We start from the raw sequence: 23,094 nt of genomic DNA, 5'->3' as shown, positions 1-23,094 counted from the left end.
GTGAGCGAACTGCCCGTCCCGCGCATTATCGACATGCACTCGCACTGGGGCACCAAGCGCGGCTGGTACGGCAATCCCGGCAACTGGTTCGAACCCGAAGGCGCCGAGGCGTTCGCGAAACTGAAGAAATACTTCAATTGGTCGGGCGAGCTTTACGGCGAAGAGAAAATGGCCGAGGACTTTCGCACGAGCAACGTGCGCGCCGTGCTCGATCTCGCGTACACGACCGACATGCCGATCGAAGAAGCGCGCAGCCAGCACGACTATGCTTTTGAGGTGCAGCGCCGCTTCCCGGATGTGATCCTCGGGCACTGGATCAAGTTGCAGCCCTCGGAACCAAAGGCGCTCGACGAGCTGCGGCGCTGCGTTGCGAACCGCGTCGAGTTCATCGGCTTCGGGATGTCGGTCGGTGGACCCATCTGCACCGATCCGGCCTACGAACCGTTCATCGAGCTGTGCATCAAAGAACGGATTCCGACGCTGATAACGACTGGCATGACGGGCGCAGGCGCAGGCGAGCGCGGTGGTTTCGGTTACGTGCTCGACGATACGCATCCGCGTCACATCGACCGCCTTGCGGCGCGTTATCCGGAGCTTACGATCATTGCAGCGCGACCAGCATGGCCGTGGCAGCAAGAAGCGATCGCAATGCTGCTGCACAAGGGCAATGTGTGGAACGAGCTGCACGGCTGGTCGCCTAAATATTATCCGCCCGAGCTCAAGCGCGAGATCGGTAAGCGTCTGCAGAACAAAATCATGTTCGGCGCCGACTATCCGATGCTCTCATACGAACGGCTGCGGCGCGACTGGCGCGCCGAGGGCTTCGAGGAAGACGTCATCGAGAAAGTCTTTTATAAGAACGCGAAAGCGCTGCTCGCGTCGGTTGGAGTCACGACCGCCTAACGGCCGAGCGTATCGACCTCGACGGTGTGATGCGTGACTTCCAGATCGAAAGAGCCGAGCAGCTCGCGCGCTTCCGGCTCGATGACCGCGTAATTCACATTCTCGCCCGCGAATTTTTGAATCGCGTCCATCGAATCCCAAAACGTCAGCACCGTGATGCGCGTGCTCTTGGCGCGCTCTTCGCTCAGCACCAGCGCGCCACGGTGGCCCGGAATCTCGCGCAGCTGCGGCGTCAGCACGTCGCGGAAAAAGACGGCGTAGGCTTTGGCGTTTGCGGTTGTAGCCTTCGCGCGAAATCGGCGGACGATCATCGCGCACGGCTAGGTCGTCGAGGCGGCGTATCCCTGCCGGTGCGCGCCGGCCCAGCGAACGTGTGCGAAGACGAGGGCGTGTCCGATCATATAGATCGGAACGAGCACGAGCGGGATCATTGACCACGGCAACGTGGTGATTGCGGTCGAGCCGACCCCATAGTCGAAGAGCTGTAGCGGCGAACCGGGCCGGGACGTGAGGGCAAAGAACACGGCCAGCACCAGGTCGAGCAACCCGAACGCGTTCCATGCGATGACGCGCCAGTGGCTCACGGATTCGCTGGCTGCAATGCGCGCGATCGAGAGCGCAGCGATGCCGGTGATGACGTCGCCGATTCCGGCGGAATACGGAAACGGACCCGCAAGACGATGCGTGAGTCCTAAGGCGAGAATCAGCCCACCGAGCAAACGGAACGCGTTGAGCCGGATGATCATCTCGGGCGAGAGCTGTTTGAGCGCCGTGCGGAAAACGACCGCCACCGCGAATGGGACAGCGAAGAATACGAGCAGCACCGCGGAGCGCGCGAGCCATCCGGCGGCAGTCGCTTGCGCGGCAAAGCCGGCCCAGGCACCGATGAGTGCGGCAACGCCGATGCGTGCTCCGTTCTTCATCGGAACCCCCGTTAGTATGCCGACGATGACGGCCGCGAGGGTGGCTCCGATGGCAAGAGAGTCGAGAAGATCGAGCAGCATGGTCGAGCTCCGTGCAGGGAAAGTGAAAGCGCCCTATAATATGACGATCATCATATTTTTGTCAAGAGGTGGCAATGCCCTGGCCCAAAGCGCATAAGAAAGAAACGCGCGAGCGCGTGCTCGATGCGGCAGCCGCCGCATTCCGCGAACGTGGAGTCGACGACGTGAGCGTCGGCGAGATCATGGATCGTGCGGGCTTAACGCACGGTGGCTTCTACGCGCACTTCAAGTCGAAAGACGAGTTGGTCGCGGAGGCACTCTCCGGCGCCGGAAGTGAGATGCGCGAACGGCTTTGGGATTCGAAGAGTCTGCTCGCGCTCGTGAACATGTATCTGAGCACCGTGCATTTTGCGGATCGCGCGCACGGGTGCGCGATTGCGGCACTTGGCCCCGAACTCTCGCGCGGCAGTGCGCGCCTACGACGGACGCTCGGCGGCGTCATTCACAAACGTCTCGAGCGACTCTCGTCGCTCGTCACGGCACGCTCGCGCGAGAAACGCGAACGTCAGGCTATAGGGACGCTCGCGTGTATGGTAGGCGGGATGATCCTTGCGCGCGGCTTGGGCGGAGAACGCGGCGAGGAAATTCTGGCAGAGTGCCGTGCTTTCTTACGCGACGCACTCGAATCACCAGAGCGTTCCACCACCGACTAAGAAGTATAGAATCGGACCGATTCCCCACACCAGGCAAACAACGCCCCAGATGATCTTCTGCGCGTCGTTCAAATCTGTGCGGCTGACGATATTGATCAGCGCCAGAATGAACGCTACCGGGTGCAGGATGATCGAGACCACGATTTCGAGGAAGATCTTCATGCGTTCATGGTACCCGTGTAGTGAGTGGGGTGTTTCGTACCATGGGTGGGTGCGCGATGGCGGGGTGCGCGATGGCGGGGTGCGGGATGGCGGGGTGCGCGATGTTAGGGTGCGCGGTGGTGAGGTGGTTGCTGCTTTGTCACCCCGAGCGTAGGCGCGAAGCGCCGTAGTCGAGGGGCCGCCCCAATTCCACAAAACTGCAGAGCAGGTTGACCAACGCCATTTGTTCCGGAGTGTTGCAGGGAATATCGAGCAACCGTGGGCTGCAAACGAGTACGCTAAGCGCCTTGGCACGCGAGACCGCGACGTTGAAGCGATTGCGTTCGAACAAGAACTCCGTGCCGCGCGGCACGTCCTCGCCGCTCGACGCGGCCATCGAATAGAACACGACGTCGGCTTCCTGGCCTTGGAATTTGTCGACGGTGCCGACGCGCACGTTGAGCCCGGCGTCTTTCAGCTTTGTAGCGATCAGCTTGCGTTGCGCGTTGTACGGCGTGACGACGATAATCTCGTTTTCCGGGACGCCGCCTTCGCGTAAGAGCGCGATCTCGCCGACGATGCGATTGGCTTCCTGGGCCGAGCTCGAGCTGTTGCCTTCGTGCTCGACTCCGATGAATTCGAGTCCGGCACGCCGCGTGAGGCCGCTCGTGACATGGTGAAGCGCGGTGTCCGGCCCGGGCTTGAGGCGGCCTTCGTACATCGCATCCGAGATGAAGCTACAGATCTGCGGCTGCATGCGGTACGAGACGTCGAGAAAGATCCCGCGATTCGGCGCGACGGTTTGCGCTTCGCCGAGGAGATGTTGCAAGATAGACGCGCCCGCTTCGAGTGGATGCGAACCTTGGCTGACTTGCGCCAGCTGATTGGGATCGCCAAGCAACACAACGTTTTTCGCGCAGCTTGAAGCTGCGAGCGCGTTCGCGAGTGAGACTTGTCCGGCTTCGTCAATGAACAGATAATCGAACGTGCCGACGAGTTTCTCGCGCGCGAAGAGCCACGACGTTCCGCCGGCCAGCTCGTAGTCGCCGCCTTCGAAGAGATCGTTCTTGTCGACCGACGTGATCATCGGCGAATCGAGCAGCGACTGATACGCGGATTCCTCGCCGCTATGTTTGTAGAGTCCCTTGAACCGCCGCCCGCGCTTCTGCATGCACTCTTCGACTTTTTGCAGCATGTTGTGATTGGCTTTGTGGCCGGTGCTCATCACCGCGACGCGCTTGCCCTCGGCGAGCAAATCGCAGACGACTTGCGAACCGTACGTCGTCTTGCCGCTGCCGGGCGGACCTTGAATGAACAGATAGCTCGAATCGAGCGCGCGCACGACGTCGAGAAGGCTTTGCGCGCTGATTTCTGCCGGCTGCAGCGTGCGGCGCCGCGGCGCGGTCCGCGGATCGCCGCCTGTGAGCAAATCGAGCGTGGCGGGATGCACATCGGCCAAGTGCCCGGCTTGGAATAGCGAGCCGATGCGGACGAGCGCTTCGCGCTGCGCATCGGTGCGACGCGGACCAGTCGGAATCAGCTCGGTCGTCGCGCGCGCCTCATCGAGCGAGCCGCTGCGCTTGAGATAGAGCAGATTCCGCTCGTCGTCGATCTCGATGATCTCGCCGGAGGCTTTCGTGCGCGGATCGTGCGCGTCGCCCGGCTTCATCTTATGCTGCTGATCCGGGAAGCCGTACGCGTAGACGAGATTGCGATCGCCGCTCTTGAGCTTGTAAGGCTCGATATCGTGGCGCAGCATCAGGTGCGCAATCGCTTCTTTGTCGAACTCGAAGAGCTGGTCGACGTTTTCGCAGCGATCGAAATACGCCCACCAAACCGGCTTGTCTTCGCGCCGGTGATAGGCGACGACGTGCGCCAGCAGTTGCGCGCTCGCGTCTTCGCGCGCCAGCAGCGCGCGCTCCAGCTCGCCGCGGCGCTTTTCTTCGCGTTCTTCTTTCTGGCGCGTCTGGCACTTCTTGCATGTCACGACGTACTCGAGATGGCACGGCGCGTCGGGTTCCCTGACCGGCCGGAAGTCGATCGCGACGCCGGTTTTCTCGATCGCCTCCGTGCGGCGAGCCAGCAGCCACTCACGCAGCAGATACGTGGAGCGGCAATCGTCGCGGTTGTAGTTCTCGATGTCGGTGAGGATCGAGGGCGTGCCGTCGAGCAGCCAGCGCTCGAATTGCACGATCGAATCGCCGCCGGCCTTCACGTCGGTCGTGCGGTTGACGTTGTAGAACTTCTCGATCGCTTTGAGGCCGTAGCTCTCTTCGGAGATCACGAGCGCCTGACGCACGACGGCATACAGATCGACGAAGACCTCGCCGCGCAACAGATCGTCGACTTCGTCTTCGCGTGTACCGTGCAATTGCGCAAGCTTCCGTAGCGCCGATTTTTCGTAATCGGCGTAATGGTAGACGTGCATCGTCGGAAACTGCTTGCGCTGCTCGATCAGAAAATCGACGACGTTTTCGAAGGCCTTCTTCTCTTGCACGCGATCGCAGCCCCAAAACGCGAGATACTTCGCATCTTCGCCCGGCACCCAAAAACCGAAGAGATATTCGAGCCCGCGGCCCGGCTCGAAGAGCGGGTCACCCTCGATATCAAAGAAAATGTCGCCGCGCGCGGGCTCGGGCATGAGCGCAAAACCAGTCGCCGGCTCCGGCGGAAGAATTTCGTAGAGCGGCGTCTTGGATGCGCGTCCACGGACTTGCAGCTCGGCTTGACGGCGCAGCTTCCCGAATGATTCGAGAACCATGCCGGTCGGACGCGACGTCTCGGGCGCATACGCGAGCTCGGCGACCGTCGCGACGCCGCCGTCTTCCAGCTTGCCGACTTGATCGCGCCGCATCCATGCGACGAGACTGAGATGATCGTCGTCGCGGCGCTTCTTCGTGCACAGGCTATCCCACGAACAGATCCCGCAGTGCTTGCGCGAGTACGGATATTCGGCGACCGGCTCCGCAACGTAGGCGAGAAACGCGGTTTTCAGATGACGGTAGTACGCGAAATAATCGTGCAACCGAAAGTGTTCTTCGTTTTCGTCGCCGAGGACGATGTAGCCGAACTCCGGCAGCGTGCCTTGCAGACGCGCGAGATGCTCGCTGTAGTTGCAGAGCTGGATGAGAAAGTACGGCTTCGCGGAGAGCGAGAGTTTTGTGTCGATGACTTCGTAGCTCCACGCGCCGAGGAGCGACGGTTTCTCGATGCGCCGCAAGAAATCGGTGTGCCCGACGAACGTGCCGTCGAAGAACGTGGCTTGATAGATGCACGGCATCCCCGCGCGCATCGCGGCGAGCGTCTCGGCTTCGGCGGCGGCGTAAGCGGCGATGCCCTTTTCGGTGCGCTCGAATTTTGTGATGCCGCCGTAGCGCGCTTCCATCGCCTCGAGGTAGCGCTGCTCGTGCTCCGAGCCTTTGCGCTTGATCAGCTCGAGCTGCTCGTCCTCAACTTCGGGGCGCTTGAGCTCGCCGCGCACGGCAAGACCGTCGAGCTCGGTGAGGCGCCGGCATTCGAGAAAATTGTTGAGATCGGTGGCGCCGTAAACGAAACGGCCGTCGACGTGCTGCACGAGATTATGATCGCACGGAGATGTGCCAGCTCCCTGGCACGGCAGAGTTTACGGGTGGACCGCGAACTGCCGCGGATGAAGAATTCGAAGCTGTTTGCTCTGCGGGAAGAACTCGAACTGGCCTGCGATAAACTGGCGAGGTCGGTGGGCCCCGTGGACTCCGTGCGCGAGGTCATGGACCGGCGCTACGACCACATCACGCAGAGGCTCGACATGCTGACTCAGGAGATTCGAGATCTTCGGCGCATGGTCCAAGAGGATCGGCGCCCGGCAGAGCGCGTCGTGATTTATCCAGAGAAAAGAAACCTCTCGGCAAAATCGAAGCACTAGCCTTCAACTGTGGAACGTCAGCGCTTGACCGTCAAAGGACTCAAAGATATGCTCGCGATTGAACTCGAGCACGTAACGAAGCGCATTTTGGATGCCCAGGATCACGCTGAGAAGCGCCTGCAAATTGAGGTGGGTACGCTGCGTGCCGACATAAACAGGCGCTTCGACGTCGTCGGGACGCACTTCGATGAGATCAACGAGCACTTCAAGGGTGTGAATGAGCGCTTCGCGGGCATGGACAGGCAATTCGACGAGGTCAAGGGCGAAATCGTGGGGCTCAAAGGCGATATCAGCGAGATCAAGGGGCTCATCAAGGACAACCACTAGCGCTGAGTGCCATACACCTGGCAGGTTGACCCCGCAAACTGCCGACAGTGGAACGGCGATCTGGCGGCTATGCCGTCATCGATCTCGAGACGACCGGATTCGATACGCTACGCGATCGGATCGTCGAAGTCGCTATCGTCCAAACTGACGGCTACGTGATCGAAAACCGGTGGAGCTCGCTCGTGAACCCGGGCCGCGCCATCCCGCCGATGGCGTTTGCGACGCACGGGATCAGCGATGAAGACGTCGAGGACGCGCCCGAACTGTGGGCACTTCTTCCGCAAATCGAAGACCTTGTCGAGGGTCGCACGCTCGTTGCGCACCATGCAACGTTCGATCGCAATTTTCTGTGGACGCTGCGCGAGCCGTGGATCTGTACGCTCGAACTTGCGCGTAAAGCATATCCGCACGCGCCGAGTCACCGGCTCGGCAGGCTCGTCGAATATCTCGGGCTACGCCAGCAGCTCACATCCGAACGCTTGCATCGCGCACTGCCCGACGCCGAAGCAACTGCGTATTTGCTGACAGCGTGCTTGGAGAGTCTCAGAGCGGCATAGGAAAACTCACGCGTTCGAAGTGTCGACACTTGCAAGGTGGCGGCTCGGCTAAGCGCCAAAAACGCCAAAACGCTTAGCCGGACCTGAGTCGGCGAGGAAGGCCACATGCTAGTAGATCGACGCCAAGCTATTTCGTCGTTGGGCGCATTGTTCGCGGCAGCAATCCCGCACGCGTCGCTTGCGCAAAGCAGCACTATCGAGCTCGGTGCGCTCGTGCCATTAACGGGGAGCGGCGGATCGTACGGACCGATGATGGCGGAATCGATCAAATGGGTCCTCCAGAATGTCAATGATGCGAGTGGTATCAATGGCCGCAAGCTCAACCTCACTGTTGAGGACGATCAGACCAATCCGGACAGCGGTGTGCGCGCTGCACGCAAGCTGATCGATGTCAATAAAGTCGTCGCCATTATGGCGACATGGGCTTCCTCGGTGACGACGGCAGTTGCGCCGCTGTGTTGGGAGAGCCACACCTTCCTCACCACCGACTCCGGTGCCGACAGCATCACGCAGCTCCCGCACCAAGGCTATCTGATCCGCACTGAACCGACGACGACGCTCATCATGACGAAGATCGGTAATTTTCTCGCCGACATCGGCGTCAAGAAAGCGTTTCTGATCTCCGCGCAAACACCGTTTGCCGCGCCTGCAAAGGCCGTTCTTGGCAAAGTACTCGCGAGCCGCGGCGGCACGTTGTTGGGACAAGTCGTCTACGATCGGGACAAGACCAGCTTCCGGTCTGAAATCGATCTCGCGATGAAAGACAAGCCCGACCTTATCTTTTTGGACGGCTACACGCCTGACGTCACGATACTTTTAGGCGATCTCTATCGCGCGGGTTATGACGGCAAGAAGATTGCGCGCGGATATGCCGTCAACGAAAAGCTGCTCTCTTCGCTACCGCCCAATGTAACTGAGGGCGTTTTTACCGTCGTTCCTTCGCCTGAAGTCGGCTCGCCAACATACAAAAGTCTCGCGCAGCACCTCAACGTTTCCGAGGTCGATCCCTACACGTGCGAAGCGTTCGATCAGGCCAACTTGGTGTGTCTTGCGCTGCAGAAAGCATCACAACCGACGGGGACTGGGATCCGCGATGCAATTCACGCCGTTTCTGACCCGGGTGGAACCGTCGTGTACGGCGCCGTCGACGGTATCAAAGCACTCCGCTCGGGGACACGCAAGATCAAGTATTCGGGCGTCAGCGGTCCCTGCATCTTCAATCAGATTGGCGACATCGTTGACGTGAAGGCTCGTTTCGAACAAGTTCATAACGGCAAACCGACGCTTTTCAAAATCACCTAATGTCTGAGGCTGCGCAGCTCGCAGTCAACGGTTTGATGTCTGGTAGCCTCCTGATGCTGCCCGCCATCGGTTTCTCGCTCATTTACGGTGTGCTGCGCTTCCCCAATTTCGCCGTTGCCTCGATCGCGACGATCGGCGGCTTTTCCGCCTATGTTGCAAACGTTCTCCTCCATTGGCCGTTGCCGGTCTCTATTGCGTTCGCATTTCTCATCGCAGGACTGATCGGCGTTGGATCTGATTTTCTGTTGTTGCGGCCTTTGCGAAAGGCCGGCATCGTCGCCGCCGCCATTGGTTCGCTTGCACTGAACATTTTTCTCGAGAACCTCGTTCGCTTTTCATTCGGAAATGATCTGCGTGGGCTTAATGTTCCGATCATGCGCGACGTCGTGTTTCTTGGGTTGCACGTGGGACGGCAGCAGGTCTTCAACGTCGCGTGGGCAGCAACCGCAGCTGTCGTTCTCTTCCTTCTGCTCAAGAATTCACGCATCGGCAAGCAAATGCGCGCCGTTGCCGACAACCCGGTGCTCGCGCGCATTCAGCGGATCGACGCACTGCTGGTCGGTAACATAACGACGTTCATCGCGATGGGCCTTGCCGGTATCGGCGGCTCACTGCTCGCCCTCGATACGTCCGTCGATCCATTGCTCGGCTTTCGCATCTTGCTTCCGTTATTCGCAGCCTGCGTGATCGGCGGTATCGGCAGCTTTCCCGGCGCTGTCGTCGGAGCGGCGATTATCGGCATCGGCGAAGAGATGGCTGCCGTGCTGTGGTCGCCGGCGTATCGAACCGGCGTCGGCTTCATCGCCATTGTCATCACACTCATGATCCGTCCGAGCGGCATCTTCTCGCGGCAGTAGACGATGATTCACTATTTGCTCGATGTCGGAACCTACGTTGCACTGATGGCGATCGTCGGCCTTTCTTTGAATCTGATGTGGGGCATGGCCGGCATGATCAACCTCGGCATGATCGGGTTCTTTGCGTCCGGGGCTTATATTGCCGCACTCCTTACCACGAAACTACATGCCGGTTTCTTGCAAGGCGTGCTCGCCTCCGGGATTGCGGTCGCGCTCATGGCCGGGTTCATCGGCTACATCACATGGCGCTTACGCGGGGACTATTTAGCGGTCGTCACGCTCGGCTTCTCGGAATTCATTCGGCTGATCGCATCTAACGAAATCTGGCTTACGAACGGCACGGACGGGATCTCGAACATTACCGCGCCGTTTCGCTCGAGCTTGTCGCCGGTCGCGTTCAGCGTCGCAGCGTTTTCGGTCGCCGGCGCCTGCCTCTTGGTTGCGCTTCTTGCATTTCAGCGATTGTGTTACTCGCCATTCGGTCGCGCCCTCCGGGCAATCCGCGACGACGAAGAAGTCGCCTGGACCGCCGGCAAGAATTCACGCGCGATGAAGGCTAAGGCATTCGCAATCGGCGGATTCTGCAGCGCGGTCGCCGGCGCGCTCTACGCACACTTCAACTCGTATATCGCGCCCGACAGTTTTCTGCCGCTCCTCAGCCTCTACATCGTCTTTGCGGTGACGATCGGTGGCCGTGGGAATATGCTGGGCGCAATCGTCGGTACCGTGCTTATCGTCGCGTTTACCGAAGGCACGCGATTCCTCGTGAACTACCTAACGTTTCTGCAACCGGTGCAGGGCGCGGCATTGCGCGAGATGACGGTTGCACTCTCGTTTCTGCTGATCCTGATCTACTTGCCGCGCGGCATCTTCCCCGAACGCATGCTCTCTTGGCGCTTTGCAGGGAAGCCGATGCAATGACGACAGCGGAAGCGTTGCAGGTTCGGAGCTTGTCCAAGACGTTCGGCGGTGTCAGGGCGATCGCAAATCTGAGTATCGACGTCGGCAATAGCGCGATCGAGTGCATCATCGGGCCGAACGGCGCGGGGAAGAGCACGCTGCTGAATATTCTCAGCGGATTCATTCGTCCCGACACCGGAGAAGTGTTGTACCAAGGGCGCAACCTGTGTTCGCTCCGCCCCGATCAGATCAGCGCGCTCGGTATCGTACGTACCTTCCAGGCCGCACGTCCCTTTGAATCATTATCGCTGCTCGAGAATCTGCTCGCCTTCGGTGCGGACCAGCCGGGAGAGCACGCGTGGCGGGCTCTCTTTGGCACACGTAAGGCGCGCCATCGAGAATCTGATCTGATAGAGACTGCGAACCGCATCGCAGACGATTTGCGACTTACTCCGCTGCTGCTTGCACCATCGACGGAACTCTCAGGCGGACAGAAGAAACTGCTCGATCTGGGACGCGCGCTGATGTGCGATCCACAGCTAATCCTGCTCGACGAGCCGGTCTCCGGCGTGAATCCGGCGCTTAGCGGGGAGATCGCGACTGCAATAAAGACTCTCGCGGCTCATGGTTACCGATTCGTCATCGTCGAGCACAACATGAGCTTCGTGCGCGCCATCAGCGATCACGTGATCGTGCTCGCTGAAGGCCAACTTTTAGCGCGCGGCTCGTTCGAAGACATCTTGAATAACACGCAAGTGCAGGAGGCCTACCTTGGCAACGTCGCCCGCGCTTAGAGTAAACGATCTGCGCGCCGCCTACGCGCATGAAAGCGACGTGCTCAAAGGCGTGTCGCTCGAAGCGTACGACGGCGAAATCTGCGCCATCATTGGGCCCAATGGCGCTGGCAAGTCAACGTTCCTCAAATCGCTCTATGGTGAGCTGACCTGGATCACCGGGCGCGCCCAGTTCAACACGACGGATTTGCTTCACTCGAGCCCGTCGGCCCTGACGCGCGCCGGCGTCGCCTACGTGCCGCAGGAACGCAATGTGTTCGCGGGCCTTTCAATCGTGGAGAATATCGAGCTCGCGTGCGCGACCACCGGGAAAGCGGCCCGCAATAAGGTACGCGCAGCCTTGGATCGCTACCCGGTCCTTCGTGAAAAATCGAAACTTCATGCCGGCAGTTTATCCGGAGGCCAGCGTCAGCTGCTCGCACTCGCGATGGCATTGATGAACGATCCAAAGCTGCTGCTACTCGATGAGCCGACGGCGGGCCTATCTCCCGTCGCTCGCTCGAGTGTCTTTCGCGAAATACGCGCACTTGCCAAGGATCAACGGTGCATCGTGCTCGTCGAGCAGAACGCAATCGAAGCGCTAAGCATTGCCGATCGCGGATATGTGTTCGTTGATGGGCGCAATGCGCTCAGTGGGCCGGCTAATGAAATGTTGAAAGATCCAGCCGTCAGGAGATCGTTCCTTGGAAATGTCGATTAAAAGTAGCCTCAATGCCACGACATTGCCCTTCACACGCGAGGAGTTTGAGTCGCGCCGCGATCGCGTTGTCCAGCTCTTTGACAAATTCGGAGTAGATGTCGCGGTCATTAGTTCCCCGGTGAACTTCTATTACCTCACCGGTATGCACACGGGGGTGACGCACTATCTCTTCGTCCTTGTCTTGCGGGCGAACGGCGAGGGGCTTTGGGTCGTACGCCGCACGGAGATGAGTAATGTGCATGCAGCTGCTCCTGCGTCGTGGGTGAAGGACGGCGTTCCCGTCGATGACTCCGAGGATCCTTACCTCAAGCTTAGCGAGGTATTAAAGCCGCTCATCACGCCGAAGGGAAGCGTCGGCATTGAGTTTGCCTCGCCGCAGATGACGGCGGATGCCTATACGAAGATCCAATCCGCGCTACCCAACGTGCAGGTGAAAAACATTTCGGGCCTCGTCGAGTCATTGCGTGCGATCAAGTCGGAAACGGAACTTGCATACATGCGACGCGCCGGGAACATAACCGGGACTGCCATGCAGGAAGCGCTCGAGGCCGTGCTGCCGGGAACGCGTGATTCCGATCTCGCTGCTGACCTCATCGCGCGTGCGATTCGCCTGGGCAGCGGGCCGATGTCGATGGGCCCGTTCGTGACGTGCGGCCTACGGAGCTTTCGCGCGCACAGCTCTTGGGTTCACGAACCGATTCGGCCGGGAGAGCTCGTCAACACGGAAATGGCGACTGTTGTCGCCCGCTACAACACTCCCGTGTTCCGTGTGTCGGTAATGGGCAAGCCGAGTAAGGAGGTCGAGGCCTTTCACGAGGCATCGCTCGCTGGGCTGCACGCGGGTTTGCAAAACATCAAACCGGGCATGACCTCGCACGAGGCCGACTCGGTCGTGCGAAATGCAATTACCAAAGTGGGCTACGGCGATTATTTCACGGTCCGAGCCGCCTACGGTATCGGTGTTGGCTTCCCGCCGGGTTGGGGGGAGAACAACGTCATGAACATTAGGCCCGGCGATGAGCGCGTGCTCGAGCCCAATATGTGCTTTCATTTGGTGCCGGCGTTATACAAAGCTGATCTCGGGTGCGTGTGCTGCAGTATGCCCATACGAATTAGCGAGCGTGGTGTCGAGCCGCTAACACACATCGCGCCGAAGCTATTCGTTCTAGGAGAGAATTAGCGATGTATGGTGAGGATCGCTCCGATGACCGCGGCAATCGAAGCAGCGTTTACAGTTAACCCTGCAATGAAGCCATTCATGAGCTTTTTGTCCAGGCTGCCGAAGCGGCGGTCGATCGCGTCGAACCGCGTGTCGACCTTCTCGAACCGGTGATCTATAGCGGCGAACCGGTGATCGAATTTGGCGTCCATTTTTAGCGCGAAGGCATCGAAGCGCATGTCGATCTTCTGATCGAGCGCCGTTAACCGGCCATCGATGCCGTTCAGTCGCTCACTGATCTGCTCGTAGGCGCCCTCGAGATGGGCCATGCGGATTTCCAACGGCTGCGCACTCATATCAAGCTACCTGATGTCGCAAAACTTCGCGGACGACAAGAGAGGAGCCTGGCCTCCTGCCTAGCGCGGCGCACACTCGTTTATTGATAGCGAATACTGCGGGCTAGTCGTAGGTCTAAAAGCGCCATACCATCGGCGCATGGATCTCGAGAAGCTCGATCCGCCGACACAAGCGATGGTGCTCGCGTACTATACGGCGACGGCCCCGCTCATTGCCGCAGCGATCGGACGCGTCCCGTTCAAGCCGATCTATTGCCCGAACGGTCTGGGCGGCGACATCGTCCGCGGGCATACCATCGAACCGTTCGATATCAAGAAGGCCCGATGGTGTTTGCACCGGTACGCGGTGGCGTTCGAGAGCTGGACGCCGATCGAGGGCGATCCGCTGCGCGCGCGACTCGCGCACGTTCTTATGCGGCCGATCCGCGATGCAACCGAAACGATGGTTCGTGAGGCTGCACGCACGATGCGTGATGCGCTGCTGCGCGACCGCGTGCAGTCGATACCGGTGTTGAACGGGACCGGCATCACGCTCTGGATTCCACTCGCGGGCGGCCCGCCGTATGCGAACGTCCGCGGTTGGTTGCATGCGGTCGTCGCGCGCGCGATGGAAGCGCAGTCAAAGCTCTTCTCGACGCGGCCGGTGAGCGAAAGCAAGGGACGCATTCATGTTTGGGTGAGCTCGAATGCGACCAATCAAGGATGCAATCTCCCTTACAGCCTGCTCATCTCCGACGATCTTCTCGTCGTGACGCCGATCGCGTGGGACGAGCTCGAGACATGCGCCAACGGCCAGTTTCGTCCCGACAACTTCGAGCAACGACTCGCCGGTGTGGGCGATCGCTTCGCGGAGGCGCTCTCGGCGATTGGCCAACAGCGCCTCCCGAAGTCGAAGCCAGCACCGGAATTTTTCGAGCTGCGCGGATACGTAACGCGTGGACGCTGGCTGATCGCCGCGTTCGAGGTTCTTTCCGACGGACGTCCGCGGTCGGCAGGCGATATCTACTATGAGGCTGTGAAGCGTGATCTGCTTCCGGCCGGCATCAACAAAAACAACATGGACATTCAACTGCGGACTTACCTGCGACACATGCTTGCGGATGGGCGCCGGCCGCGCGTGGTTCAAGATCTCGACCACCGGTGGCGCGCCAATCATCCCGCAGACGATTGGCCGGTGCTCCAGCCGGCGCCGCGTCCGCCGCTCGAACCAGTGCTCGAGAACCTGCGCAAATTTCAGGACGGCCCTTCCGAAGCATTCGAAAAGGCCGTGGTCGACGTCTTTGGTTGGATGGGATTCGTCGCGACGCATCTCGGCGGTTCGGGAATGCCCGATGGTCAACTCGATGCTCCGCTCGGACCTGCGCACTATCGCGTGCTCGTCGAGTGCAAGAGTGCGAGGAAGCCGTCGCAGACGCCCGACGTTTGGGAAGCCAGCGAGCACAAGACCGAATACAAAGCGGACTACTGCATGCTGATCTATCCGGAGCTTGCCGGAACGACGCGTGGCGAGCAAGAAGCCAAGACACACGGCGTCTCGATCTGGAGCATCGACAATCTCGAAACCGCCGCCAAACGTGCTCTCGATTTGTGGACGATGCGCGCGCTATTCGAGCCGGGGATCGTCGACGATCATCTCGAGGAGCTGACGTGGGAGCTCGAACATGGCGCGACACGCCGCATCCGCACACTTGCCGACATCATCGCGAGCGAAGGATGGCACGCGCAATACGCTTCCGCAAGCGCTGTCGGTGATGCGCCGCGGCTGACCGTCGAAGCGGCGATGTTCTTGGCGGACGCGCGCCTTCAGGTCGCCGGATCGGCAACAGCTGCCACGCGAGCTGAGGTCGAGGCGGCATTCGCGCATCTTTGCGATCCGCTCGTGAATGTGGCGCGACGGTTGGACGGAGTCGATGGCGCGATTGTAATCGTGCAGTAAATCACTGGGGAAAGTGCCTGGTCACTACGACCAGCGGAGATCGATTCTTCGGTGGACCACTCCGCGCCACGCATGCAAAATTCTTCTCTGAGAGGCAGGAAGATTGCGCGCATCTTCCGGACGGTACCGACTGGAGCACTTGAGCTTCGGGGAGGATATTCGTCTGAGATCAGCGAGGCGTCGCCAGCGCCTGAAGATGGTGGATTTCTTTTCGGGCTGCGGTGGCACCAGCGCAGGTTTCGAGCGCGCGGGAATCGACGTTGTTCTTGGCATCGACAACGACAAAGTAGCGTGTAAGACATTTGAGCGAAATTTTCCGCGAGCGTCGGTGATGTGCGCGGATATACGGCGCCTTCGGCCCAGTGCTATCGCCGATGCGATTCGACCTAAATCGGGAGATCGATTGATTTTCAGCGCGTGCGCGCCGTGTCAACCATTTTCCAAGCAGCGACGCGTTAAGCGAAGGCTCGATGACCGCGCTACGCTTCTATTCTCGTTCGTGCGGTTTGTAAGATTCTGGAAACCGCACTACATCTTCGTCGAGAACGTACCAGGAATACAGAAGATGGCTCGTCAGAAAAACGACTTCGAAAAATTCGTGGGAGTCTTGGAGAGATTGGGCTACGAGGTCGAGATGCAAACGGTTCAAGCGCGACATTACGGCGTGCCACAGAAGAGGGACCGCCTCGTCGTGATGGCAAGCCGCGTCGGCCGGATCGCTTTTCCGCGGAAAACCCATGGTCCCGATCGCGCACGAGCGTACAGTACCGTGTGGACATGGATTCGGGGTCTACCGAAGATCCACGCCGGAGAGCATCACCGGTCCGTCCCGAATCATTGGGCCGCCAATCTATCGACGCTCAACCAGAAAAGAATAAGGGCGACCCCTGAAGGGGGCGGTCGACGCGATTGGCCAGGGAGACTCAGACTGAGGTGCCACCGCGACTACGGGGGACACACCGATGTCTACGGACGCATGAGAAAACACGCTCCAGCGCCCGGCCTCACGACCCGCTGCATCAGTCTCTCGAACGGGAGGTTTGGCCACCCTACGCAGGACCGCGCTATAAGCGTCCGAGAGGCAGCGCGGCTGCAGACGTTCGACGATAGTTTCGTTTTCGACGGGACACTTATTCAAACGGCCCGCCAAGTCGGCAACGCCGTTCCCGTTCTGCTTGCAGAACGATTTGCCCGACAGATCGTGCGGCACGCCAAGTCGCGATGAAAACACCGCGACCACGCGATCGTGCCCTCGCCGAAAGAATGTCGCGTCAGCGGGCGAAGGACACGAAGCTCGAACTGGACGTTCGCAAAGGGCTCCACGCCATGGGGCTTCGGTTCCGTATCCATTTTCCTGGGGTGGACTGCCGTTATGCTGACATTGCGTTTCCGCGAGCGCGATTGGCAATATTCATCGACGGCTGTTTCTGGCACGTCTGCCCCGAACACGGCTCGAAACCCAAACATAATCGGGAATGGTGGGACGCGAAGCTTTCCACCAATGTCGACCGCGATCGAGACACGAACAGCCGTTATGAAGCATGTGGTTGGACTGTTCTCAGGTTCTGGGAGCACGTCGAGACGGCTCGTATCTGTGCTGAAATCAGTAGAGTATTGAAGTCTTCTCGATCTTCGACTACCCAGGCTCAGCGCCGAGGGGTTGCGCTGCTTCCGGCTGCGGATGCAGAACGGCCGACTGCGCAGGCCGCGGTTTTTGCCGGCCTGACATCGAGCGCAACCATTCGGGGTCGTCGAGCCCCGGGCGTGCGAGGTTCTCGGCAACCGCCTGCGTGAGGCTTTGTGCCTTCAGCGCCTTCAACTCGCCGATCCACGAAAACGGACCATCCGATGCCGAGGTGAAGATCAGGCTTTCATCGCTCCGCTCAGCCTTCACCCGTTCGGCCTCGTTCGGTTCGAAGTTGATCATCCGAAGATCGTATACTTTGTCCGACGTCCTCAATCGCACACCTCCCGGTTGTGTCGAGACAAGCAAGTCGAAATGTTCGGCTTCGTCCGGCACTTCCACGAGTGGTATGAATGCGAAGTTCCGGACGCCCTTGAGACGCACCGCGTCACAGGCCGGTAAAATGCACAACCAGTATTTCCCGTCTTCTGACCGGACGATGGTTCCGCTGCTCAGCACCGGTTCGTGATCGTCGTACCGCGTCCGCAGCAGCATAAGTTCGGCGAACGTTTCGTTCGAACGTCTCATTGCTTCGGCAGACGCGGCGAAAAGTGCAGCGTCGCCTTTCATTCTCTGTGTCGCGCTGAGTTTCTGAAAACGCGACTTGTTCGTTTCGTCGTTGATCCCTTTTCCGAGAAGCAGTTTCATGTCGTCCAGCGTGGGATTCCGATCGCCGAAATGCCCGTTGAACTTCTCGATACCATATTGTGCGATCCACGTCGTGCACGACTCGAGATCCACGAAGTCCCGTACATCGGAATCCTCGACGACGGCACCGATCTCGGCCGTCAGAATATCGACGATGTGCTGTTCCGCATCCTCGGGAAATCTGAGTACGGCACGATGCCAGAGGAAAGCAGGATCGAGATCTGCCTCGAAGCGCCCGAGGAGCTGGTTGGTCTTTCTTCGCAACGCGCTCACTGCTGCAAGAGCTGCGGTTGAGACAATTCCCGGTTGAAGCTGGCTGAATTCCGTGATCAGCTTTCCGGGAAGATCTTTCTCGGCTACTCGTCGATCTTCGTGTTCTTCGTCAGGAATGCGCGCGGTCCGAAGTTTCCCGAACACGGAAATCTTCATCGAGCCTTTCTCGACGATGTAAGCCGTGCGCTTCCTCGCCTCCGGGCCAGGGATCGCTTTCAAACGCTCGAGGATCCTGTCGGTCAATTCGTGCAGCACCGGCTCTCTCGTGTAGATGGCGATGTATCGCAGCCGATGCCTGTCCTCGTCGGTAGCCAATCTGCCAATGAGCTCCAGCGCAGCTTCACCGTTGTCCGTGTCGATGCTCCAGTCGAGCACGAGGATATCGGCACGTCGCGCGGCAGGCGGAGCCTGATCTACGGTCTCGGCCGCAGTCCGAGGCGTGAGGACTCCGCACACCAGTCCCTGGCGAGCGAACGCCTCGACCAATTCAGGCGCGACGAGCGCACGATCAGGGTCGGACACTTCCTGCGGAACCTGCGGCGTCTTCAGGATTCCGACGCCATTCGCTGCTTCGGCGTGTTCGGATGACTCGTGCCGTTCTGCTCGATCTGGCAGTGCATCGTGGGGGAGTTGCCCCGGGGGCGCGGCCGACGGTTGCTCCGCTGGAGGAAACGCTGCGCGGTCGTCAACGACCAGCACGGACTGCAAGAAATCGCGGACAACCTGAACGGTCTTCTCGGCAGCCGTCGGCAAAGGTGGAAATTCGACGGCGACGGGGTCGATGTTGTTCATGTGGTCGCTCGCTCGACGATCGCAAAACAGACGTTCATTCCTTCGGGCGGCTCTCGCAGAGCTATGTCGAAGCCGTCGCGTCGCAGTGCTTCGCGGGCTATCGCCAATCCGAGTCCACGACCGCCGGGCCTTCGAGTAAATCCGAGCTCGAAGATGCTTTCGTAGTCGGCAGGGTTGATCGCCGGACCGTTGTTCGAGACCAGTATTGCATTGTCGTCGGATGAAAAGAGGATTCGCCTTCCCTCGCGTCTCTCGTCCAGCCAAAACAAGGCGTTGTCGACGAGATTGACTGCAACGGGAAACAGTGTGGACGGATACCCCTTCAGAACGTGTGTTCTGAACTGCGCGCTGGTTTCCAGTGAGATCTCATGTCGGCGTAGGCGTTCGGTGAAGAGGTCGGAGACATACTTGGCGATCTCCGTACCGCGTAGGGAAACGGGTTTCCGGTAGAGGCGGCGCTGCAACGGTGCGAACAAAGTGAGATATCCGTCGAGATGATCGAAGCTCGCGCGGATTCCGTCATAGACCGGAACCAGCGACTTGTTGATGTCGGCCCAGGCCTTAAGATCGCGAATGCGCCTGCGTACGGACCTGATGCTCGCCTCGAACTCGTGGTTGATGATCTGGACGGACATACCCAGTTGCGCGAGCTCGAGATCGACCTCTGCCCGGTCGCGTAGCGCGAAAACCTCCTCTTCGAGAGCCTCGGTCTCGTCCGATTCTGTGATCACGTCACCGCTCTCGTCCGCCACCCACCGGATCGATCGGATCTGTTCCATCACACCCTTGAGCGTTTCTTGTTGCTGCTCCACGACGTCTTCCAATTGTCGCTCGAGGTTCGAACGTTGCTCGACGAAATCGGCGTCCTTCAGAGAAGCAACATCGACGCTCTGTGCGAGGCTGAGCACTTCACGGATGGTACGTTCGACCGCCTCGGTCGTCGACTTCGTGAGAGCCGCCACGCGCTCTTCGACATCGTTGCTGGCCTCTATCGCAGCCTTTACTTCGCGCGTCGTAGCTGACCTCGAATCGGTGCTGAGTTGTTCGATCGAGTTGTAGAAGACCAAGCGACGATCCAGGCGGACATCCGCTCTGCTTGTGGCTTCGGCGAGCGCGAGTTCCACATCGTACTCGGCATTGACGACGATCTCGGCGATGAAGCGTTCGTACGCGGAACGATGTATCTCGAGATCGCGTCGCAGAGCTCTCGGCAAACCGATTCCGCGAGGTGGAACAACGCGATACCGCGTGCGGATGTCGCGTAGTTGCTCGCGTGCGTCTCGTTCCGCTGCGATCAGAGCACGCTCGGCGTCCGCGCTGTCGCCGAGCAGTATCGCCGCGTTCAGTCGGTCACGCAGAGACCGCGCTGTCTCCTCGACCGCCAGGCTGGCCGTTCCGTCCTCGATAGCTCTGACCGCGTTTTGCAGCTGCTCCTCGAAACGCGATCTCCGGACTCGGACGCGCTTCTCTCTGAGCTGAGCGGCTTTGTTGCGACGATTGATGTCGGTACGTCGTTCGTGAAACTTGCTCGAACGGGCACCTTCGCGGAAGAAATCCACAGCGAGTTGTATAAAAAAATTTATGAGAACAGCCCGAAAATCCTGATAGGCGCGATTCTCGCGGAATCCTTCGCGACCCGCCTTCTCTTGCAGAGCGGAATTCTGTTCTCGCGTGAGCTGAATCGCTCCGAACATCCGACGGAACGAGAAATAGTAGTACATTGCGCTCAGGGTACGGCGTTTCTCGATTTCGAGAAAGTCGTAGTCGTTGTTGCCGTATGGCAGTACACGAATGTCGTCCTTGTAGACGTACAGGCCGCCGAGCCTGTCCATCTTCTTCGTGAGTGCCACCCAATCCGTGGGTGGAAGCGTCGAATCCATCTCGCGGCCCTGCACGATGGCGACGTCGATCGTAAACGGTCCGCACTTCGAGGCTTCTCCGCGCGCGCTGTACGGTATGACGTGGTTCTCGACAGCCTCGCCGTAGATCCAGATCGTCCCGTTGAACTGGCCGAATTCGTCGAAACGACCCTTGATGCGATGGTCGGCGTTGAGGAATTCCTCAGGCGTGAAAAACGCACTTTCGGCGATTAGGTCTTCCACGTCGGAGGCGGTGAAGTGGTCACGGAAGGCTGTAACGATCGGCGGCTGCTCGTGTTCGGGCGTCATCGTGTTCGTGAAGCCCAACAGAGCGCGCTGAAGGTTTGATGCGCGGTCGCTGTCGGTACTCGTGTCGAGAGCGGCGATGAACATCTCGTCGGTGGGAGCAACGAAGAAATGCGTGCCGAAACCACCATGACCACGAAGACGTGGTCCGTCCAGGATTCGATCCAACGCCGCCGGATCCACATTGAACGCAAGCGCCGAGGACACGATGCGGGCCACGGCGTCCTTGTCGGTTCGTTTCGAAAGCGGTTCGATGCTTGACGCGAGGAAGGACGTCATCTCGGATACTGCTACTCCATCCGGCAAGCTGTCGGGATCGAATTCGCGTAGTGGGATGGACAGCTCGTCCAGATCGATTCCGGGCAGCGCGAAGACTCCCCAATGAAGAAATGCCGTCACAATCCGGTCCTTCGATTCGGGGAAACGGCTTCTGGTGAGAATCAACAGCATCTCACCGATTGTCGCTATGGCCAAACGGCCGATGCCCTTCTCGCCAAGAACCGGACGGATGGGTTCACCCTTTGGAATTTTCGGCGGCGTGAGGCCTCCCGAAATGTCCAACTTGCTCTCCGTGCCGATCGTGAGCCATCGCTGCTCGAAGTCCGTCCTGCTCATCCCGATGCCGTCGTCGCGCAAGACGAAGAGGTTGTCCCCGCGATAGAAATCGACAACCGCGTTGTGGGCGTAGGCATCATACGAATTCTTGAACAACTCGCTGATCGCGGTGGGAATACCGGCAATCTGCTGGCGACCCAACATCTCGATCGCACGCGCCCGCGTCCGGAACCGTGCGACGCGATCGGCGTCGATCAGAACGGCGCCTCGGCGATACGGGCCAACGCTCCCATCATCTCATACATTATTCGACCGGAATATGTGAGAGCGCCTTTCCATCCCTGGGGCGTAGATCACTCCTCCGAATCCCGTGTAGAAACCAATCAACCAATTCTCGAATCGATATTCGCCGTTTGCGCTGTTCTCTTGAAGCGTCGCCATGCGTTTTGCACTCAACTTCGTTGTCACAGACGCGGAGAGGTTGATCCGCCGCGATGCGTTGTGCCAGCCGAGAGTTCTGAGCAATAATCTTTTCGATTATCGTCGGATCGTCGATGCGAACGACGCGTGCCGCCATGGCTTCGCCGTTACATGTCTTACAGTTGGGCCGCAGGTCTTTCGGATCGTTGGAATCTCTCAGGTGATCGATCTCGCTTCCAGGAGCTCCACACACGCGGCATTTACCTCCGTCGCGCTTGAAAACAAAAGCTCGGACATCGTACGGTACCGTCCTTTTTCTCGTGGGATACCCGCCCGCGCGCACCATGAGCACATTCGTTCCGATACGTCACGGAGGACGGCGAGATCGGCGATTCGCCCATCTCCGATCGCACGTCGAACGTACCGCACCAAGGCAGCCTCTTGGGTGCAGAGTTCGTTGCAAAACAACCTCTTCGGCCCCGTGTGGACATCGCAATTCGGACAGCGCGATGGGCCAGAAGCGGCGGGGAGCTCGACAACGACGATAGGTTCAAGAATCGTAGTCAGAAGAATCAGACCGGCCCGAACGCGAGGATCTTCCATGTCGTTGCTTGCCGCGATCGAGGCGCGCGCTATCGCATCCAAAAGGACCTCGGAACGCGCGACGCTCACATCGCCGGAATCGAGGATCGTCTTCGCTGTCCTTCCTTGGCGCTTGCGCGACGAACGCTGAGTTGCCGAGGAGCGCCGATTCCCCCATAAATACCTCTTTGGCTCACAAGGCCGAGAGCAGGAAGCACACACTTGCGGAGGTTTGCTGAACGTATCGCAACCGAACGCGCGAAGTCCTATCCCGAGAATCAAATCTTCGATCATCCTCGCGTAGCCAGGATCTCAGCTGCACGCCGCGTCCGACCGTTCCAACACTCCACAAAGATGCCCCGCATTGGTTTCAGGTGTATGCGACACCGGGTGAATCGCTTCCGAAAACGGCGCGCACACGAACCGACGAACTTTATGTAGCAGCTCAACGGCTTCCATGTCGCCCCATCTTCTATGTTGCA

The 23,094-nt window shown here is 59.5% G+C and carries 19 protein-coding genes; 12 read left to right on the top strand and 7 right to left on the bottom strand.

Annotated elements, in window-relative coordinates:
- Nucleotides 1-903 (top strand): amidohydrolase family protein, encoded by a 903-nt coding sequence (locus VGG22_12390; GenBank protein HEY1729168.1) that lies wholly within the window; start codon nucleotides 1-3, stop codon nucleotides 901-903.
- On the opposite strand, the gene VGG22_12385 is transcribed toward VGG22_12390, so the two are convergent.
- Together VGG22_12385 and VGG22_12380 are read right to left on the bottom strand one after the other, a co-directional pair.
- The gene (locus VGG22_12385) at nucleotides 900-1,214 is read right to left on the bottom strand and encodes an antibiotic biosynthesis monooxygenase (GenBank protein HEY1729167.1); all 315 of its coding nucleotides are present in this window, start codon (nucleotides 1,212-1,214) and stop codon (nucleotides 900-902) included. The two genes, VGG22_12390 and VGG22_12385, sit on opposite strands and share 4 nt — an antisense overlap.
- Before the next feature lie 9 nt (nucleotides 1,215-1,223).
- The gene (locus tag VGG22_12380; protein ID HEY1729166.1) at nucleotides 1,224-1,907 is read right to left on the bottom strand and encodes a hypothetical protein; all 684 of its coding nucleotides are present in this window, start codon (nucleotides 1,905-1,907) and stop codon (nucleotides 1,224-1,226) included.
- A gap of 74 nt (nucleotides 1,908-1,981) precedes the next feature.
- Between VGG22_12380 and VGG22_12375 the strand changes: the two genes are divergently transcribed.
- Nucleotides 1,982-2,560 carry a TetR/AcrR family transcriptional regulator gene (locus VGG22_12375; GenBank protein HEY1729165.1) on the top strand — a complete coding sequence of 193 codons (579 nt, stop codon included), beginning with the start codon at nucleotides 1,982-1,984 and terminating at the stop codon, nucleotides 2,558-2,560.
- On the opposite strand, the gene VGG22_12370 is transcribed toward VGG22_12375, so the two are convergent.
- Entirely contained in the window at nucleotides 2,534-2,722 is a 189-nt protein-coding gene (locus tag VGG22_12370; GenBank protein ID HEY1729164.1) for a PLDc N-terminal domain-containing protein, read from the bottom strand. The two genes, VGG22_12375 and VGG22_12370, sit on opposite strands and share 27 nt — an antisense overlap.
- A 139-nt stretch (nucleotides 2,723-2,861) precedes the next feature.
- Entirely contained in the window at nucleotides 2,862-6,275 is a 3,414-nt protein-coding gene (locus tag VGG22_12365; protein ID HEY1729163.1) for a TM0106 family RecB-like putative nuclease, read from the bottom strand.
- Between VGG22_12365 and VGG22_12360 the strand changes: the two genes are divergently transcribed.
- From VGG22_12360 to VGG22_12320, 9 genes are all read left to right on the top strand, one after another.
- Complete coding sequence (locus VGG22_12360; GenBank protein ID HEY1729162.1) at nucleotides 6,267-6,605, top strand: hypothetical protein; 339 nt, start codon at nucleotides 6,267-6,269, stop codon at nucleotides 6,603-6,605. The two genes, VGG22_12365 and VGG22_12360, sit on opposite strands and share 9 nt — an antisense overlap.
- 24 nt (nucleotides 6,606-6,629) lie before the next feature.
- Nucleotides 6,630-6,932: a hypothetical protein gene (locus VGG22_12355; GenBank protein HEY1729161.1), complete on the top strand. Its 303-nt coding sequence runs from the start codon at nucleotides 6,630-6,632 to the stop codon at nucleotides 6,930-6,932.
- Between the two features lie 47 nt (nucleotides 6,933-6,979).
- Nucleotides 6,980-7,489: a 3'-5' exonuclease gene (locus VGG22_12350; GenBank protein ID HEY1729160.1), complete on the top strand. Its 510-nt coding sequence runs from the start codon at nucleotides 6,980-6,982 to the stop codon at nucleotides 7,487-7,489.
- Nucleotides 7,490-7,594: 105 nt separating this feature from the next.
- Nucleotides 7,595-8,791: an ABC transporter substrate-binding protein gene (locus VGG22_12345; GenBank protein HEY1729159.1), complete on the top strand. Its 1,197-nt coding sequence runs from the start codon at nucleotides 7,595-7,597 to the stop codon at nucleotides 8,789-8,791.
- Nucleotides 8,791-9,648, top strand: a complete 858-nt coding sequence (locus VGG22_12340) for a branched-chain amino acid ABC transporter permease (GenBank protein ID HEY1729158.1) — start codon at nucleotides 8,791-8,793, stop codon at nucleotides 9,646-9,648. The genes VGG22_12345 and VGG22_12340 overlap by 1 nt, the downstream gene beginning before the upstream one ends.
- A gap of 3 nt (nucleotides 9,649-9,651) precedes the next feature.
- Nucleotides 9,652-10,569, top strand: coding sequence for a branched-chain amino acid ABC transporter permease (locus VGG22_12335; protein ID HEY1729157.1), 918 nt, complete (start codon nucleotides 9,652-9,654; stop codon nucleotides 10,567-10,569).
- Nucleotides 10,566-11,342: an ATP-binding cassette domain-containing protein gene (locus VGG22_12330; GenBank protein HEY1729156.1), complete on the top strand. Its 777-nt coding sequence runs from the start codon at nucleotides 10,566-10,568 to the stop codon at nucleotides 11,340-11,342. The genes VGG22_12335 and VGG22_12330 overlap by 4 nt, the downstream gene beginning before the upstream one ends.
- Complete coding sequence (locus VGG22_12325; protein ID HEY1729155.1) at nucleotides 11,320-12,042, top strand: ABC transporter ATP-binding protein; 723 nt, start codon at nucleotides 11,320-11,322, stop codon at nucleotides 12,040-12,042. The genes VGG22_12330 and VGG22_12325 overlap by 23 nt, the downstream gene beginning before the upstream one ends.
- Complete coding sequence (locus VGG22_12320) at nucleotides 12,032-13,222, top strand: Xaa-Pro peptidase family protein (GenBank protein ID HEY1729154.1); 1,191 nt, start codon at nucleotides 12,032-12,034, stop codon at nucleotides 13,220-13,222. The genes VGG22_12325 and VGG22_12320 overlap by 11 nt, the downstream gene beginning before the upstream one ends.
- On the opposite strand, the gene VGG22_12315 is transcribed toward VGG22_12320, so the two are convergent.
- Nucleotides 13,219-13,530 (bottom strand): hypothetical protein, encoded by a 312-nt coding sequence (locus tag VGG22_12315; protein HEY1729153.1) that lies wholly within the window; start codon nucleotides 13,528-13,530, stop codon nucleotides 13,219-13,221. The genes VGG22_12320 and VGG22_12315 overlap by 4 nt on opposite strands.
- Before the next feature lie 166 nt (nucleotides 13,531-13,696).
- Between VGG22_12315 and VGG22_12310 the strand changes: the two genes are divergently transcribed.
- Entirely contained in the window at nucleotides 13,697-15,493 is a 1,797-nt protein-coding gene (locus tag VGG22_12310) for a restriction endonuclease (GenBank protein ID HEY1729152.1), read from the top strand.
- 1,636 nt (nucleotides 15,494-17,129) lie between these two features.
- On the opposite strand, the gene VGG22_12305 is transcribed toward VGG22_12310, so the two are convergent.
- Nucleotides 17,130-18,890 (bottom strand): response regulator receiver domain, encoded by a 1,761-nt coding sequence (locus VGG22_12305; GenBank protein HEY1729151.1) that lies wholly within the window; start codon nucleotides 18,888-18,890, stop codon nucleotides 17,130-17,132.
- A complete protein-coding gene (locus VGG22_12300; protein ID HEY1729150.1) occupies nucleotides 18,887-21,814 on the bottom strand; it encodes an ATP-binding protein in 2,928 nt (975 codons plus the stop codon). Before VGG22_12300 ends, VGG22_12305 begins: the two co-directional genes overlap by 4 nt.
- Nucleotides 21,815-23,094 lie beyond the last annotated feature (1,280 nt).

The organism is Candidatus Baltobacteraceae bacterium (genome assembly GCA_036489885.1).
GTDB lineage: Bacteria > Vulcanimicrobiota > Vulcanimicrobiia > Vulcanimicrobiales > Vulcanimicrobiaceae > JAFAMS01.
Note: the sequence above shows the minus strand (reverse complement) of the source record. Positions and strands in the feature narration are given on the sequence as shown.